The organism is Nocardia arizonensis (assembly GCF_001310275.1).
Classification (GTDB): domain Bacteria; phylum Actinomycetota; class Actinomycetes; order Mycobacteriales; family Mycobacteriaceae; genus Nocardia; species Nocardia arizonensis.
This window is the reverse complement of sequence record NZ_LGYZ01000051.1, coordinates 55,361-72,197: the sequence shown is the minus strand read 5'-3', so window position 1 is coordinate 72,197 and position 16,837 is coordinate 55,361. Positions and strand designations below refer to the sequence as shown.

Here is a 16,837-nt window from a genome sequence, read left to right as displayed (position 1 = left end):
GATTCAATGAACCACTGAACAACCCGCCCCACAAAGGTTGACATCTTCCGTAACGGCGATTCCCAAGTGCCGCTACGGGCCTGGGCAACGGTGCCGCATCCGCTGCAACCGACCCACCGCTGTTGGCAACGGTCGCACCAGGGTTGGCCGGTGGCGCGAGAGATGTCGCACAGCGCCGTGCGCCCGCAGATCCCGCATTCAGCGGTGATCCTCGGTCGACAATTGCCGCACCGTGGACCGTCCGGTAGCCGCGTCGCGACCGGCACTCGCCGCTGGCAACCGACGCAGTCCTCGAGGTTGACCGGCAGCCGGATCAGGCAATTCGGACACAGCGGCTGACCATCGGCGTCACGGGTGGCGGGTTCACGTACCGCACCACAACCACCGCACGGCACGGCCGCATGGCGGGCGAAGCAAGACCGGCAGATCCTGTTGCCGTCCAACAGTTTCGACAGCGCCTTGACTTCGCCGCATCGAGGGCACGCCGGACGAAGGATCGCGGTCGCTCCGGAGTCGACCAGCTCATTAATGAATCGTAGGACCGCGGGCGTGGGAGCTCCGTAACCTCCACCGGTCAGCAGCTCGGGACGCGCGAGGACGGCCCAGGCCAGCCGACGCTGTCCGGCGGGCCGAACGGTCGCTCGTGCGAGTGCAGACGAGATGGTGGTCTCGGTGAGGGCGGGATCGATGCCGGTGATCAGATCGGTGAGGTCGCGCAGTGGATCACCGTCATCGTCGGGGCAGTGCACGCATCGGGGCTTGCCGTCACGGTCGCGGCTCGTGACACGCTGCCGCTCACCACATCCCGCGCAGACCGCTGGTTTGTCGAAGCATGGTGAGCACCCCCAGCGTCCGCCGGATCGAGAGCCGACATAGCGACAAGCGCGCCCGCATTCACCGCAGGAAGGCAGCGCGATGTTCTGAGCGCCAGCATCATTCAGCGCCATCAAGAGTTTGGCGACGCAGTAAGGCGCCGGTGGCTGCCCGGTCCGCAGTAGTGTCGGATTGTCGTGCAGGGCTTGTGCGAGACTGCGACGACCTGATCGAGCGCGGACAACCGCGCGGACGAGGTCACCGACCAGTCCGGCGTCCAGGCTCTGGTCGGCACTGGTGACAAGCCGGACCACCACATCGACCGGATCGGCAAGCACTTCCTCATTGACTGTCATCGGTCGATTCCGGTGATCCTGGCGCGTTTGGGCCGAAGGTCGCCTACCCCCTCGTTCGCAGCGGTCCCGCCGACGGCCTTCTTGGTCGGTTTCGTTGCGGTGCCAGCAGTCGCAATCGGCTCGATGAGGTCGTCCACCGTGCAGTCCAGAATGTCGAGCAGGGCCATCAGGATTTTCAGACTCAACCGTTCGGGCCGCTCAACGACAAGCCGGTAGACCTGGCTCGATGACAAGACGATCCCGCGTTCCTTCAACAGGGGCAACAGATCGGTGGTGGAGAACATGTTCCGCTCGGCCATGACCTTGCGTAGATGCCACCGGTAGTCGAGCCTCGCGGTCATCATCGGATCCTCCCTCGTCAGACCTCGGCGAACGCCGGGGCCAGCGCCTTGCTCAGAGCAGTGTTCATGAAGTCGTCGCTGACATGGGTATAGATCGCCGTAGAGCTGTCGCACTCGTGTCCGACCTGCTGCTGGATGAAACGGCGATCCACGCCGTCCTCGGTGAGATGGGTGACGTAGGCGTGGCGAATCGAGTGTGGCACCAACGCTTTCGGCAACTTCAACGCATCACGGTATGCGACGAAGCGGGCGTTGATCTCCGGGGGCTGAACCCGTCCTCCTCGCTCGGTCACCCAGAGCGCTGGGTGGTCCTCCAAACCGAATCGCGGCCTGACGTTCTGGATATAGTCCGCTACCGACTCCACTGCCCAGTCCATGACCGACAGCACGTTGCGCCGTCTCGGGGGCTGTCCTTTCTTCGCTTTGCCGTAGCGGACGTTCAGGGTCCCGTATCGGCCGAACTTCGGCGCCTTCGAGTTCCGGCCGAAATCGACCACATCCAGCTTGGACGTCTCGGTTCGCCGAAGACCCCATCCGTACATGACCTTGAACAACGTCGCATCCCGGTAGGCGGCCAGAGCGCCTTTGCGTTTCGCCCGCACCGCGCGCTCGACCTGCTCGTCGGCATAGTCGAAGAAGCGCTGCAACTCCTCCCGCGTGAACGGCCTCGCCTCTGGATCACCCTCGTAGTCCTGCAAATGCGGAAGCGTGTTCCACTCATGGCAGATCGCGACCGGATACGTGCCGAAAGCGTCCTCGCACACCGGACCCCAGCCATACCGGCCGTCGATCAGGAACTCGCTGAACAGCCGAACATCCCCCTGATAGCTTCGGACCGTCGACGGGGCCAAGCGCTTCTCGCCGACCAGACAGGCGGACCACTCATCCATGTGAGTCGCCGTCCAGCACCAAGGATATTCATTGGTGTATTCGAGGAACCGACGGACAAGCCGCTCCCGCGGAGCGATCGTGCTCTCCTTCAAGCCCCGAGACATCTGTTGGGCGCGAAACCCGCGGAGCATCGCGTCGAACATGGCGTCCTCCGGACGCAACTGAACCACACCGGAGACCAATTCCAGATGAGCGGCCCCAGCCAGGGCCACCTTCGGTCGACCAACCACGCCGGACCATCCCTTCTGACGGGGCAATCATGCATCAGGAGGGATCTAGTCGGCAAAGCACCTGATCAAGAAGCTGATGCGCGCGAGCGATGAGTATCCTCGAGAAGCTGCCCTGAACGGCCGGCCTCCGAAAACTCACCCATCTGATGCAATTCCCTAGCTTTGGCGTAGCCCTCGCTGATCACCGTGCGCATGTGCCCGTATTGGACCGCGAGTGCGACCAGGCCGCCGGGTCGGCGAGCGATGTGCCAGGCCAAGCTCCGCCGGAACCGGGCGGTGCCGATGTTGCCGTGCGGGTCGGCGGGGATAGCGACCCCGCGGCCTGGCCTGGTGGTGTGGTCGTTGACCCAGCCGACGAATCCCTCGACCCACCCGGCGACGGTGCCGCGAACCAGCGACCGGCCCTGCTTTTCACCGCGCTGGGTGGGAAACAGTAGTCCGGCAGGGCCGTTGAGGCGTTCCAGGACCCTGATGGCGGTGACCACGGGTGGAACAGCAACCCAGGGGACTTCGCGCAGCTCACCAGCGGAGCGATGATTGCCGTCGGCGTCGCGGGCGGTCTTGAAATGCCGTGCATGGATGAGATGACGACGGCCACCGGAGCTGTCGTCGCGACTTGGCCGGGGTTCGCGACAGCAGCCGACTTCGAGGGCGAGCACTACTGGCGGAGGGAAGGTATTCCGGCCGTGCACTATTCCTCCGCTTGCCTGTCTGTCCGCCTGCTCTGCATCGCGGGCCGCGAGGTCGTCGGCCCAGTCGCGCCGTGGTTGTTTGACCCCTGGATCGCCGTGTGGCGGTGGATGCCGAGCAGGTTGGCCAGGGAAACGGTGGCAGGAATGCCCACGGGCGCGTCAGCGCATAGTGGGGGCACCCGCGGCAGCTGATTGACTGTTCGGGCCGAAAGAGCGTGCGGGATGCTGTTATTGGCTTGGTGGGAGGCCCTTGAGTAGTTCGACTACTGCCGAGGCCAGTTTGCGAATCGTTCCGGGCGCGGTGTGGTTCTTGATCAGCTGGAACTCGAACTCGGTCTCGCCGTTTTGCCTGCGGACCTTGATGTGCACTTTGGTCTGTAACCAGGCGGTCAGTGCTCCCAGGATGACCGCGGCCGAGGCGGCGGCATCGACGCTGAGCTGCTCGTCGGCAGGTGGGTCGGCGAGTACAGCTTGAGCGATGGACGCGGTGTCGTCGTCGTGGAGCAGGTGCTGGAGGAGGAGCCTGGCGATGGGCAGGAGGTCGCTGTCGTCTCTGTTGGCGAGGAGGTCCGCATGTGCTGGGGGCGTCAGGCCAGCGTGCCTAGCCAGCTGGTCGATGAGCAACTCGGCCTCGCCGACATCTTGGGGAGCGCTGTCGCGTTCGGTGTGGACGATTTCCTCGGCTAGTTCTTGCAACGTCAGCAGCACCGCCCGGTCGCTCAAGTCTGGCAGGTCGTTGGTGGTCATCTTCTCCTCCAGTCACCGACGAGGGCGAACGGCGCCCAGTGGTAGGGGTGGGCCTCCCATCGAGACCCGGTGCTGTCCATCAGTTTGTGTTGCGCGCTCCAGAGGCTGCGCCACAGCGGCTCGCTGGGTTTGGCTAGCCGGTTGCGGTAGAACTCGGCCAGCAGCGTACGTGAGCTGGCCTGGTCGACGTTCCACAGTGACACCAGTACTGTCCGAACTCCGGCGCACACCAACGCCTGGGTGAGCCCTTCCGGGTGACCACCAGCGTCGTCGTCCCGCAGTCCTGTCGAGCATGCCCGTAGGGTGAGCAGGTCGACGTCGATGTGGAGTGCGGCCAGCTCCCGCGCGGTGAGCAGGTGTTCCCGCCGGATGAGCAACGAGGTTCTGCTCGGTCGTTTGCTGGGTCGTTCCACACCGTTGGCCAGCAGCAGGCCGGAGTTCAGCGGCTCCACGGCGTCGAAGTGGCCGTGGCAGGTCAGGTGCGCGATTTGTTGCTGGCGGAGCGCATCGAGCACGTGCTGACGGGTGGCCGCGATGCCGGCCACGCTGGTGACCTGCCAGCCGGCCGTCCTGAGCAGGTCGGCGTCGTTCTCTAGCAGCGCGGGTGTGGTGTCTTCATGCGCGGCCACGCCAGCGCAGAACACCACTGGCTGGCTGTCTTGCGCCGGAGGGTGATTCGGTCGCTGCGAGTAGCGGACCCTTGCGTGCAGCACTGTACTGGCGCTGAGGACCTGGACGATGGCGTGGCGGCGCGCGAGGGGTGCGCCGTCTGGCAGAGGCAGCGTGTGCAGAGGCAGCGTGTGTAGTGGCCCGTCGGCGGCGACGCACAGGAGCGGCTTGTCGGCGACCTGTGGCAGGAACGGCAGCAGGGAGGGGGCGAGTTCGAACAGGAAGGACAGGGTGCGCCGCCATGGCCGTCGAGGGTGTAGCGGTGGTGTCGGTGGAAAGGCGCGCGGATCGCCGTTGAACGTCACCCGAAGGCGCTGGGCCGCCTCGATGAGTTGGGTGCGTGTCACACGGGTGCGGGAGACGGCCAGCTTGTCGGTCTGGGGTATATAGGTGAAAACCCAAGTTGCGTGCGTGCCGCAGAAGTAGGAAACGAACGCGCATTCGTCCCGGTCTGGGGATTCCCTCAGGTGTCTCCGCAGATCGGCGAACCTGCCCGGGGCGCCGAGGCGGATGCGCGTGTACTCGGGGGCGTGGGGGCGCAGCGCTTCCCACACCTGTGCCAATTCCCGCTCCAGTCTGCTCCGCGGTCCGGTTCGTGCGCTGGTGTCGCCCCGTTCAGCGCATTCGGCGAGTAGTTCGGCTTCCGCACGCACCAGGTCCGCTGGGGTTCTGTCCGGAGCAGGCAGCCAGGAAGAGGCCAGATGCCGGAGGTAGTCACGGGCCTTCGCCTCCTCGTGCATGTCGAACGCCAGCTCTGCTGCGCCCCGGTGGTCGGGCAGTCGCAACCGCTCGCCGTGGTCCACTAGCAACCCCACCAGCTGTTCGTGCAAGCGTCTGCCTGCCGACCCACCGGCAATCCGGCTACCGACCTCGTCTGCGTCGAGGTCGCCTCGGGCCCGCCACAGTAGGTCGAACGCCTCTTGCAGTGTCCCTGGCTGCGGGCTTGCGATCAGCCGATCGGCCAGTGCACAGGTCTGGCGGAGCACCTGAATAGGACCCATGCGCCGCTCCTTGACGAACCGCAGCAGCTCGCGCTCGTCTTGGACGGCCTCGGCTTGCCGGCCGCAGTGGGCGTGCATGTCGGCTCGCGCCGCGCCATATGCGAGCGTGAGTAGCGGGTCGTCGCCCGTCGCGCTCCACGACTCTGCCAGTCGCCATACCCGTTCCCGCAGGTGGCCCGCCCCGGCCAGTGTTGGGGCGAGTCTGCCGAGGAGCATCGTCACGCAGGCCTTTTCCTCACGCCCGGTCGCGTCGGCCGACTCCAGCGCACGCGCGTATGCGTCCACGGTGACCGGATCGTCGCTACTGGCCTCGGCGGCGTCGCCGATGCCAATCCACGAGAGGACCTTATGGAAGGCCCCGGCATCAGGCCGGTCCACGATGGCCAAGGCATGCCGGAAGCTGGACATGGCTGCGCCCGGGTTGCCGTTGGCCAAGTACATGCGGCCCAGGTTGTTCAGCGCGGCCGGCACGAAGCCCTTGTCGATTCTGGTCCGCGCGTAGTCGAGCACCCTGCGAGCCTCGCTGACCGCCTCGCGGTTGCGGTCAGCCTTCGCGAAGCTGACGGCGATGTTGGTCAGTGCAACGAAAACCTGGTCTTCGTTGTCGGTAGGGTCTGCCGCGTCGAGCGCAGCCCGATAGCTCAGCCGCCCCAGCTCGTAGTCACCCATGTCCTCGAGCACGTAGCCGCGCAGGATGTGAATGTCGACGGCCTGCCGATGAAGGCTGGGTAGGTCCGATGCCATACCGAACCGGGAGGGATGGAAATCCAGCCTGTCGAGGACGTCCAGCGCGTCGGACAACCGGCCTGCACTGCGCAACGCCGCCGCCAGCCGGTATCGACGCACGCCGTGAATGAAGGAGGCGTCCAGTAAGGCTGGTACCAGTTCGTCGGCTTCGCGGTAGGCGGCTATCGCTCCGTCCAGATCACCCAAGGCCATCAGATCCTCGGCTGTCTGCTCCAGCCGCTCTCGTGAGTCCACCTCTTGGGCCTGAGGATCCTCGGCCGCTGGGTTGCTTTCTATAGGGTTCGGGCCCTGGAGGGTAAATTTATGTTCGGCACGCCACTGCTCGACCTGCCGGGCGAAGAAACGCACCAGTGCCGCCTCCTTGACGCGCGGGCGCTCCTCGGCCTCGAGGGCATCGGCACGGGCGTTCAGTTCGGCGACCAGAGTCTCGGCATCGCCGTCCGCCTCGGCGATCCGTGCAAATACATCAATTGATTCGCCCGTGCCGAAGAGGACGGAGCTGATCTCCGCTACCGAGTTCACCGCGAGCAGCCGATCGGCGAGTTCGCGATCCCTCTCAGCCACCGCTGCCTTCCCCGCCGAACAACTCCACGAGTCTTCGGACTCGACTACCGATCATCTGGCGCTCTTCGTCGTTCTTCGCCTTCAGGTATGCCCTGTGGAAATGGCCGAGGGCACGGTCACGTTCACCGTGGAGCCAGTAGGCAATTCCACCGTTGAGATGCACCTGATAGAGGTCATCGGCCACCGCAACAAGCCGGTCCGCCAAGGCGACCGCCTCAGCAGATTCGTCGGGCGCCCGCAAGTGATCCTGCATCTCGTTCATCCACTGCTCGACGCGGATACCGATTATGTCGGGGTTCGCATGGCTCCACCTACGCACCTCTTTCACCCTGCCATCGTCTCCGAGCACCTCGAGCTGCACTGCCACCTCTGATGCCTGTTCGCTGGTAATGACGCTGCGCAGCCTCTCTAGCAACGCAGAATGCGGTGCCTTGATTTCCAGTTCGTGCACAGCCACGGCGCACGCGGCGACCTCTCCGATGACGAGCAGGAACCGGGCGAGCAATTCCAACATGTGCACATCATCGGGATCTGCCGCGTATGCCAACCGCGCGGCGGACGCCACCTCAGCCGCGCCAACCCCAGAGTTTCGGACGTCCCGCAATCTCGCCAGCGAGATAGCCAATGCCCTCAGGTCACCGGCTTCGGCGCGGTCGATCGCGAGTCGCTCCCGCAGTGCTGCAACACGCAAGACCAGCATCTCTCGGTCCTGTAGATCGGTGGCGTGACGTTGCCGGAGTGCGCTCAGACGAGGCAGCACCATATGCCCAGGGGTACCAGTCTTAATCGGGCATGCCTCCAGCGTCTCGATCGCCTGCTCGACCTGACCGAGCCGATATTGGACGCTGGCCAGATTCAGCCAGCCATCCACGAATTCGGGGTGCTCGCCGATTAGGGTCCGCCACAGCGCCGCAGCCTCGTCGAGGCGGCCGACAAGACCCAACGCCGCTGCATGCACATTTCGCGCCACTGGCCCGCCCGCAGCTGCCGCTTCGGCCAGTTGACTGACCACGCGGTCGGACTCACTCCGCGACGCGGACCGTATCCCCACCATGAGATCTAGGCCCTCGGAGTACTCTGCCACCACAAAGTCAAGGTCCAACGAGTCGGCCACCTACCACCTCCCCCATGTGTGGCCACACGCGCACGTTCTTCCGTCAGATACAACAACGCCGATGGTGCCACACCTCTACCAGTGACGCCGCAGATTCTGCGCAACACATGCAGACTCGGAGACACCCCGTTGGCCCCCGGTATCCGGAGTGACCATCCGCCCCGGGTTCCGGTCCGAATAGGCGCACAAATCATTTGGCACCGTACGGATTCCAATTCAAGCATGCACATGATCGGGCCCATGCGCCCGCTGGTTCAGGTCGCCGACGATGCACGGCTGCGACCGACCTGCAACACCAATCTCACGCGACGGCACAGCAAGACGACGTCGCTGAACCAAGGGATGAGGGATATCAAGGCCGTGCTAACAGATAGCGCAACGGCGAGACGTCGTGAAGTATTATTCCCGACCGCCTGCCGAGCCTCTGGCCCGTTCGGCGGCCCGGGCTGCAAGATAGTCTGTCCAGTCTCCTCCGGCGTAGTCGACCCATCGGATGGCGGTGTTGATGTGCATGCCGAGCAGGTCGGCGAGTACAGCAGCGGGCAGATCGGCAGCCAGTGCGGCGAGGGCGCCGTTGCGCGCCGTGCGGACTCTGATGCCGTAGCGGGCAAGTCGGGTGGTGAGGGCGTGATTGGCGATCGGCTGGCCGGGAACGAGACCCGGGAAGAGCTTGTGTGGGCGTTGCTTGCCCTCGGGGATGGCCAGTCGGCGTTGCGGATCTCTGCCGAGCATCCACAAGAGTTTCGCCAGCTTGGGTGGAAGAAGGATCGGTCGATGACCTGCGGTTAGAAAGTCCTGGCCGTCCTTGTGCGTGAGTTGGTCGGCGGTGAGGTGTCGAAGCCGTTCGGTGGACAGGCCGAACAGCAGAGTCAGTGCACCGGCTGCCCGGACATCGACCGGTAGTTCGTCATCGTTGAGGCATTGGCGCAGCAACCGCCAGCGTTGCTCGTCGTCGAGCAGTTCGGCGGGCTGTTGGCGCGGAATCGACGGAACCACAAGCGCTTCCGTGATCCTCCGTTTGGATGTCCAGTTGAGAAAGTAGCGCACGAGGTTGCGCCGCTGGGTTCCGGGTTCATCGAGCCAGCGGTCGAGTTCGGCTTGGCGGAGGGATGCCAACGTCAGGCTCTGCTCATCGAGCCAGACGAGAAGGTCCAGTGCGACGAGGATTCGGCGGCGTAGATCTCGGCCGGCCGAGGCGGGAAACCGGCGGACGCGAGCGCGGCTGCGTGCGCGCCGGAGCAGATGCCAGTGTGCGAACGGCCGGATGAGGTTGGCGTGATCGGCGGGTTTGCCGATCAGATGGTGGTCCAGCCATGCTGGCAATCGATCCAGGTCCTCGTGGCGTTCGGGCAGGATGCCGGTCTGTGTCAGCATCTGCCGGATGTAGTGGACGTTGCGGCTCGGCGGGAACTCATCGAGAAGGTCGTGGCTCAGTGGTCTGCCGTCCGTGACGAGCTGGGCGAGCAGGTGGGCGTTCGGGCTGTTCTTGATCCAGTGGATCTGCTTGAACGGGCTCTGTGTTCGGGTGAGAGCGTCGACGAGAGGCCAGAGTTCGGAGGAGACCTGGCCGTCAGGGCTCGCGAGCAGCTCGTGTACTCGGTCGGCGAGCACGCAGTGAGCGCAGCCCTCTCGCCCGTAGGGATTACCGGCTCTCCCGCATCGGCGGCATGTGTAGTCGGCGTCGTAGCCGGCGCAGGGGCCGCAGATGCTGTTGCCGTCGGTGTCACGGCCGATCAACGCGCGAGTTGTCCGACAGCTCGCGCATTCGCCTGGGTCGCGCAGCACGGCGGTATAGCAGAGGTCGCAGACCGGTCCCATCGGCCAGTGCGCGTTGATGCGCCGTTGCCGGCCGCAGCGGCAGCAGGTGTGAGTGGGCCTGCGGTAACAAGATTGGCAGATCGGGTGGCCAGTGCCGATTCCGTGGCATGGGCGCAGCTTGCCGCAGTTCGAGCAGATCACCTTCGGACCACGGTAACAGCTGTGACACAGATCCGGCCGGTCGCCGTCTGCGTTGCGGGCGATGGTGCGTTCGCGGCCGCATTGCCCGCAGATTCGGCGGGGGCGGCGAAACCTGTTGTAGCACAGGTGACAAGAGGCTCCCTGATTGTCGATGAGAGCGGCTGGCTTGGTCTGGCCGCAATGGATGCACCGGTGTTCGGGACGCTGCCAGCAGCGTTTGCAGAGCATGCTGCCGTCGTCCAGGCGTGAGACCGGCTTGTCCACCCGGCCGCAGTGGGAGCACTCTTCGAAGGGTTCCGGGTCATGGCTGTAGCAGCGGTAGCAGATCTTTCCCTCCGGTCTGCGGGCGGCGATGCGGACACCGTCCTGACCACAGCGGGCGCAGGTCGACCGGCGTGATCGCCCGTCACAGGTGCCGCAGATCCGCCCTTCGGGGCGCATCTGGCGCAGTTCGGTGGTGGGTTTGCCGCAGTGCGCGCAAACGATGCGGGTCACAGGGTGCCCGCCGTCGTGCAGCACGTGAGTGAGCCTGATAAGTGCTGGTGGGCAGTGTGATCCACCGGAAAAGAGTGCATCCGGGTGATCGGCGAGATGCGCCGCCAGCTCTTCGAGGAACCGGGCGGCGCCACGAACCGGGATCGGCACCGCCACCTCGAGCGCGGCCGCCGCCGACGCCTGTGTCAACGTCGGAACCGCAGAGGTCAGCTCGGCGACGGCGGCCTTCATCCGTGCAGCCTGCTGAGCCAGACGGGCCGCGGTCGATGGCGGAGTCACAGGCCCTGCGGGCGGCGGATCGACGTGCGCCGCACCGCGGGCGCGGGACCGTGGTTGTCCCCGGCGGTCTTGCGGACTTCCGCGTTGACGGCCTGGATCTCGATCAAGTCGTTGGGCGTGCAGTCGAGGATGTCACACAATGCAGCGAGAGTATCCATCGAAAGCCGTTGCGGCGGTTGGGTAACCAGACGGAACACCTGCTCGCGCGACAGTTTGATCCCACGTTCGGCCAGCTCGGGTACCAGGTCGCTGGTCTGGAACATGTCCTTGGTGGCCATGACCCTGCGCAGATTCCATCGGTAGCCCATTTTCTTGATCATGAGGGGTCGTCCTCCCACAACTCGGCGTGGCGTTCGGCCAGCTTCCGTCTCAGCAACTGATTGCGGTACTCGTCCGACACCCCGGTGTAAATGGCAGTCGAACTCGCTGTAGCGTGTCCAGCCTGGTCTTGGACAAATCTCTCCGGATAATCGAACTCGACAAGGTGGGTGATCATGCTGTGACGCAGCGCATGTAAATCCAGATCAGCTGGCAGACCGGCCGCATCGCGGCAAGCCTGAAACGCGTCGTTCGCGCTGCGCTTGGACAGCCGGCCGCACCGTTCGGTCACCCACAACGCCGGATGATTGCCGACATCGAACCGGGGCCGGACCTCGATGAGGTAGTGATCGAGCACGTCCACGATCCAATCCATCTCCGGAACCGTGAACACCGTGCGCCGCTTCGGCGGGCTGCCCTTCGAAGACTTGCCCCACCGCACGAACACCGCACCGTAACGTCTGTATTGGGGCGCTTTCGGATTGTGGCGCAGGTCCGTCACGTCCAATCCGCATCCTTCACGGCGCCGTAGCCCGAACGCGTAAAAGGTCTTCAGCAGCGCGGAATCTCGCATTGCCGCCAGCGCACCTTTCCGACGGCGCTTGCGGATCTCCTCGACACGGCCGTCGGCGGCATCGAACAGCGCCTGGACCTCGTCGTAGGACAGCGGCCGCCGTCCCGGCTGGCCCTCGAACTCGCTGACATGCACGACGCTGTTGTCCTCGTGCAGGATCTGCACCGGCACCTGCCCGAACTGCTCCTGGCATATCGCCTGCCAACCGTAGCGGCCATCGCAGATGAAGTCGCAGAACATCCGCAGCGAGTTCTGATACTGCCGGGCAGTCGAGACCGTGAAATTCGGATTGTTGCTCCGAAGATGGTCGAAGAACGCCTCGACCTCCGCAGGCTGCCACTGCCACGGATACTGATTCGAGAACGCCGCCAGCCGCCGCACCAGAGACAAGCGCGGCTTGATCGTGCTGTCCCACTTCAGGAATCGCGTGCGCTGCTGGCGCACCCACCCTTCCAGCATCCCCTCGAACACCGCCGTCGCCGGGTCCAGGTGCACGACTCCCTGCGCCAGGACCAGGTGCGCTGCACCAGGCAAATCCGCTGCTCGACTCACTCTCGCCTCCGTTGTGTTTGATGCAACATTGTTGAGAATGAATCGACTGAAAGCAAGAGCCCCAGGCAGATTCGGCGAGAAACCGAAATTGGGTCGCTGTCTGATACCCTCTGAACTGCGGTTTCACCCGATATCGGAACCGGTCGAATGCTGAATCAAATGCAATTCCGCGCGTTTTTCGCTCGGGCGCATCCCGGTCAGGTAGGCGATGACCACGAAGCACGCAGTGGTCAGCAGCCGGACGAATGGCTCGACTTTGTCGAAGTCGATGGTGGGGACCCAGGGTTGGCCCTCGATCATGCCGGTGATCGGGACGTCGAGCGGACAACGTGCGGGGTTGGTCTTGCGGTAGCGCTGCCAGCGTGGGGTCTTGAGAACGCGGTGGACCTTCTTGTGTGGGGTGCCGGTGATCGCGGCGACATAGGTGGCCGCGGCGCCCGATCGGAGGGTGGTGTGGGTGGGCAAGGGTTTCCCGGTTGCCTCCAGGTCTTCGAGGTAGGCGGTCAGTGCCGGCGGTGTCCCGCGGGGCAGGTCGGTGTCGGGTGTCTGGGCGATGACTCGCCGCAGTCGTTGTTCCTCGGCTCGGGCAGCGAGGATGTCGTCGGCGAACTCTTCGGTGAACTTCAATGCCCAGATCAGCAGCGGCCCCATGGTGGCCGGGCTGATCGGCTCGGTCGAGTTCTCACCGGCGTCAGTGGCCGCGGGCAGATAATCGTCGAGACCTTCGGTCTCCCAGGGCGGGACGCCGATGCGCGAGGAAGTCGGCAGGTGAGGCGCGAACGCGCGGAGCCGGGTCATCGCGATGAGGTGGCTCGTGGCGGTGTTGCGCGCGACTTTACGGGTCTTGACCACGTAGTTTCCGTAGTCGGCAAGGACGTCAGTGGTTGCTTGGGCCAGTTCGGTGATGCCGCGCTCGTGCAGCCAGGTTGCGAATACCCGCCAGGTCATGGCGGTGTCGAACATCCGTTGAGGGCTCAGCCGCGCCCGCATTGTCGAGCCTGCGCGAGTGAGCACCGTGTCCGGGACCGGGAAGTTCAGCAGCACCCAGACGGCGTGACGGAACTGCTCACGCAATTCGGCAGGGAATCTCTGCCACTGAATCCGGTCGCTGGTAGTCGACGGATTGTCACTGGTGAATGTCAGCGACCAGACCGGATCACCGAATCGAGGGATGAGCTCGCGGCGTTGTTCGGTGATCGTTGCCGGGTCGACCACCGGATCGGCGGGAGCCGGGAGAGCTGGTTGCCGCCATGATGCGGTCACGAGTCGAACCCCTTGCGCAGCAACAACTCGATGGTCGCGCGGTCGCTGGCGCTGACTGCCGTCAGCGCGTCGGCCCATTCTGCCGCGGTGAACGAACTGTCCTTGAGCTGGGTCAGCCGGCTGTGGTGCTCGCGCCAATCGCGCTCCCAGGTCCGGGCGGGCAGAACGGTGCGCAGGCTTTCCAGTGCTTGGTGCAAGTAGGCCAGGCGCGGCAGATGCCGCGGCGTGACCACCGCGTTGGCGCAGGCCAGGCAGAGCAGAAACGATGCCCGGCAGGGTGATCCGTGCGGGCTGAACGGGCTGTGGGTGTAGTCGCCGCAGTTCGCCGTGGCGGTGTCGGTGCCGACGTCACCGGCGTTTAAATCATTGGTAACTCGTGCCGTGACAACAGCTTTGGCGTGGTCGACGGCATCGGTGATCCCCTCGGCGATCACCGCTTCGGCGCGCTGGTGCGTGGCCGGATCACGCAGAACGTAGACGCTGTCGTGAACGTCGCGACTGTGCTGGGTGGGAGTGCGTTGATGCAGGACGGTCACCGTGCGCCGCAAACGCCGCAGATTCAGCTTTCCGGCTCCGGTCACCTGGCTCCATCGACGAAAGGCCGGGTCGCCGACGCCGAGGCCGGTGCCGATCCCGGTGCGCAGCAGCGCAGCGCGATCCTCGACCAGCAGAGGAAGATGGACATGCCAGACGATGAGCAGGTCGGTGGGAGCACCGTGAGCACGCAACAGGTCACGGCCCGGGGCGGTGGCCTCGATCGCACGGGTGAACAGCCGCCCTGGCGAGTTCGGGCCCCAGTCGGTCAGATTGCGGGTCTCGTAACGGTGGGTCGTGTGACGTCGGCGCTTCTCCAGCTCGACCCGATAGACGGTCGGCTCACCCGGCGCTGGTGCGGACAGCACTTGCGGAACCACCATCTCCGAGACGGCCGTGAGATTCCACCCGTGCGCACTCACGATCAGCGTTACCAGCGAGACCATCTCGACCCGGTCGAGAAACAGCCGCTGCCAAGTCCATTCCGCGCTGGTCCCGCCCAGCGCGTCCTGGTAGCGCGCGACGACCCGACGGTGACCGTCCGCGCCGACATCGACAGGAACGTCCCCGGTCCGCGCCAAATGGTCGAGCGCTTCACCCAGCACCCACTCGCGGCTGCCGTCGGCGAACGCGCCCGACCGCCAAGCATCCAGATGCGCCCGGTTCTCTGCAATCCGCTGCCAGGCCCGCCTGAAGTGGCCGGCCGCAGCCTGTCTGATCTCCTCGAATTCCTCCGGCGAATACGCCGATTCCGTGGCGCCCGAGTAAGCGACCCGTCGCAGAACCGCCTCGCGAGTCGCCTCGGGAAGCTGATCAGCATGCTTCAGCAGTGCCGCGATCTTGCGAATCTGCCTTTGCCCCAACGGCTTATGTGCGCGACTGATCCTCCACTGGTTCCAGACCAGCGGCGTGATGTCGGCGATGGACTGTGGTGGGGAGTCCAGTTGCGCGAGCCACCGAGTGAACGTGCGGACCAGCAACCACACCTCCGTGCTCGTGACCGTCGACCGCCATTCCCCCGGCGGGTAGATCCGGCTCGCGAACGCCGCAGCCAGAGATCGCTGCAACGCAGCCGACACCGGCAACACCCCGAAGTCGAAGATCGCCCGCTGATCACCCTTCTCGCTGATGTGCGTGACCACCGGAACGGCATCGTCGAGCACCGATGGCCGACGGTGCCCTTCGGCCGGCAGCGCAGCGTGGGCTCCCCGCGCCATCAGCCGGCCACCTCGGTATCGAGGATCCGGTCCGACGCCGCCGCCAGCTTCGTCAGCAGTTCGGCGACATCCGGGTCGTCGTCCTCGATCAACAGTGACCGCACCTCCAAGTCCGAGACCGGGGCCAGGTAGATATCGCGGGTAACCTGCTCGCTCGCGTGCCCGAGGAGGTCTTTGACCATCCGCCAGGGGGACATGTAGAGCAGCATGTAGTCACGGCGTTCCTCGGGCGTCAGATCCAGCCGCTTGTCCAGCGCCCGGTGCAACGCCACCAGCATGTAGAGCGCGAACGAATGCCGCGCCATGTGCGGAGTCGCGAACGGCGGATCCGGCACCACCCCCGCCAGCATCACCGCGCAACGCCGCGACGCTGCCCGGAACACCGCCTCCCAGGAATGGGTGCCGAACGGGGTCCCGTCCTCGGCGAGCCACAACCACAGCGGCTCCAACCCGCTATCACCCTGGACGAACAACCGCCGCCGCTCGTCCGGCTCCAGCGCATCGATCCGCCGTTCCCCGGTCCGGCCGTGCCGGTCACGCCAATGCAGCACCCGCTGCTGCCACCCGGACTGTTTCACCACCAGCCAGACATCATCCAACGCGTCGTAACGGCCGACGGCCTGCGCCCGCCGGATCGCCGCCCTGCGGGTCGTAGCGCAATACGACTCGACCTCCCGCAGCACGGTCGCGGAGATGTAGAACGTGCGGGCCCGCTTGCCCTTGGCCACCGCCGCCGCCAACCGGGCATCGACATACCGCTGCGGCGTATTCGCCGAGGCAGCCAGCTCGATCGTCAACAGCGACCCGCCCTCCCCGAGCCGCACCCGCTGCTCAACAGCAGGTCGGCGAACGCGGCGTTGCGGTCGTCGTGACGGCCGCGCCAGGACGGGTCCATGCGGCCTTCCGGGGTGTAACCACGCAGCCCGACATCGCGCCACAACCGAAACGCCCTGGGCGTCAACCACTTCACATTCGAGGACCGGACGTCCTTCGCCCGCGCCTCGGCCACCTCCACCAGGTCCCCGTGACGGTTGCGGATCGTCTTGACCCCGACCGGGCTCTGGGCCACATACCCCTGCTTGGTCGCCCACCGATAGAGCCGGCTCAACGCCGCCAACTCCCGGTTCCACTTCGAGCCGCTGATCCGCCGCATGTTCCGCGGCGACCGCCGCCGCCAATCCTCGAAGTCGAGCAGATCATCGTAATCGGCTGTGTCCCAGTACTTCCCGCGGCTCCACAAGAAATTGAAAAACACTCGATAATCCGTGGTGTATGAGCGCTTCGTCGCCTTGCGAAGGTTCGCAAACGACGACCGGCCGAAGTAACGCGTCAACCGCGCATCCACCCGGAAATCCGGATCCACCATGAACGGGTCACCCGGATCCAGCCCGAAGGACTCCTCCCGCTCGACCAGATCCCGCCACTCATCCAGCAGCGGATGCCGACCCGGCGGAGCAACCAGCTCCGCAGACACCCAATGC

General features: G+C 65.3%; 13 protein-coding genes and 1 pseudogene. All 14 read right to left on the bottom strand.

Features of this window, described 5'->3' with window-relative positions:
* Positions 1–1,151: pseudogene (locus tag APZ21_RS35065) on the bottom strand (hypothetical protein); the annotation flags it as partial.
* 14 nt (positions 1,152–1,165) lie between these two features.
* Complete coding sequence (locus APZ21_RS09770) at positions 1,166–1,510, bottom strand: helix-turn-helix domain-containing protein (protein ID WP_174553577.1); 345 nt, start codon at positions 1,508–1,510, stop codon at positions 1,166–1,168.
* Between the two features lie 17 nt (positions 1,511–1,527).
* Positions 1,528–2,544: a tyrosine-type recombinase/integrase gene (locus tag APZ21_RS09765; protein ID WP_169812071.1), complete on the bottom strand. Its 1,017-nt coding sequence runs from the start codon at positions 2,542–2,544 to the stop codon at positions 1,528–1,530.
* 152 nt (positions 2,545–2,696) lie between these two features.
* On the bottom strand, positions 2,697–3,290 hold the full coding sequence (locus APZ21_RS09760) for a hypothetical protein (protein WP_174553576.1): 594 nt from the start codon (positions 3,288–3,290) through the stop codon (positions 2,697–2,699).
* Positions 3,291–3,551: 261 nt separating this feature from the next.
* The gene (locus tag APZ21_RS09750; protein ID WP_054812931.1) at positions 3,552–4,070 is read right to left on the bottom strand and encodes a hypothetical protein; all 519 of its coding nucleotides are present in this window, start codon (positions 4,068–4,070) and stop codon (positions 3,552–3,554) included.
* On the bottom strand, positions 4,067–7,051 hold the full coding sequence (locus tag APZ21_RS09745) for a CHAT domain-containing protein (protein WP_054812930.1): 2,985 nt from the start codon (positions 7,049–7,051) through the stop codon (positions 4,067–4,069). Before APZ21_RS09745 ends, APZ21_RS09750 begins: the two co-directional genes overlap by 4 nt.
* Entirely contained in the window at positions 7,044–8,165 is a 1,122-nt protein-coding gene (locus APZ21_RS09740) for a tetratricopeptide repeat protein (RefSeq protein WP_054812929.1), read from the bottom strand. The genes APZ21_RS09745 and APZ21_RS09740 overlap by 8 nt, the downstream gene beginning before the upstream one ends.
* Before the next feature lie 399 nt (positions 8,166–8,564).
* A complete protein-coding gene (locus APZ21_RS33890) occupies positions 8,565–10,850 on the bottom strand; it encodes an XRE family transcriptional regulator (RefSeq protein WP_156370935.1) in 2,286 nt (761 codons plus the stop codon).
* A gap of 44 nt (positions 10,851–10,894) precedes the next feature.
* Positions 10,895–11,218 carry a helix-turn-helix domain-containing protein gene (locus APZ21_RS09730; RefSeq protein ID WP_054812927.1) on the bottom strand — a complete coding sequence of 108 codons (324 nt, stop codon included), beginning with the start codon at positions 11,216–11,218 and terminating at the stop codon, positions 10,895–10,897.
* Positions 11,215–12,342, bottom strand: a complete 1,128-nt coding sequence (locus APZ21_RS09725) for a tyrosine-type recombinase/integrase (protein ID WP_054812926.1) — start codon at positions 12,340–12,342, stop codon at positions 11,215–11,217. Before APZ21_RS09725 ends, APZ21_RS09730 begins: the two co-directional genes overlap by 4 nt.
* 123 nt (positions 12,343–12,465) lie before the next feature.
* A complete protein-coding gene (locus APZ21_RS09720; RefSeq protein ID WP_174553575.1) occupies positions 12,466–13,605 on the bottom strand; it encodes a hypothetical protein in 1,140 nt (379 codons plus the stop codon).
* Complete coding sequence (locus tag APZ21_RS09715; protein ID WP_162240326.1) at positions 13,602–15,119, bottom strand: hypothetical protein; 1,518 nt, start codon at positions 15,117–15,119, stop codon at positions 13,602–13,604. The genes APZ21_RS09720 and APZ21_RS09715 overlap by 4 nt, the downstream gene beginning before the upstream one ends.
* Before the next feature lie 236 nt (positions 15,120–15,355).
* A complete protein-coding gene (locus APZ21_RS35060) occupies positions 15,356–16,153 on the bottom strand; it encodes a site-specific integrase (protein WP_204249075.1) in 798 nt (265 codons plus the stop codon).
* Positions 16,150–16,830, bottom strand: coding sequence for a site-specific integrase (locus APZ21_RS35055; RefSeq protein WP_204249074.1), 681 nt, complete (start codon positions 16,828–16,830; stop codon positions 16,150–16,152). The genes APZ21_RS35060 and APZ21_RS35055 overlap by 4 nt, the downstream gene beginning before the upstream one ends.
* Positions 16,831–16,837 lie beyond the last annotated feature (7 nt).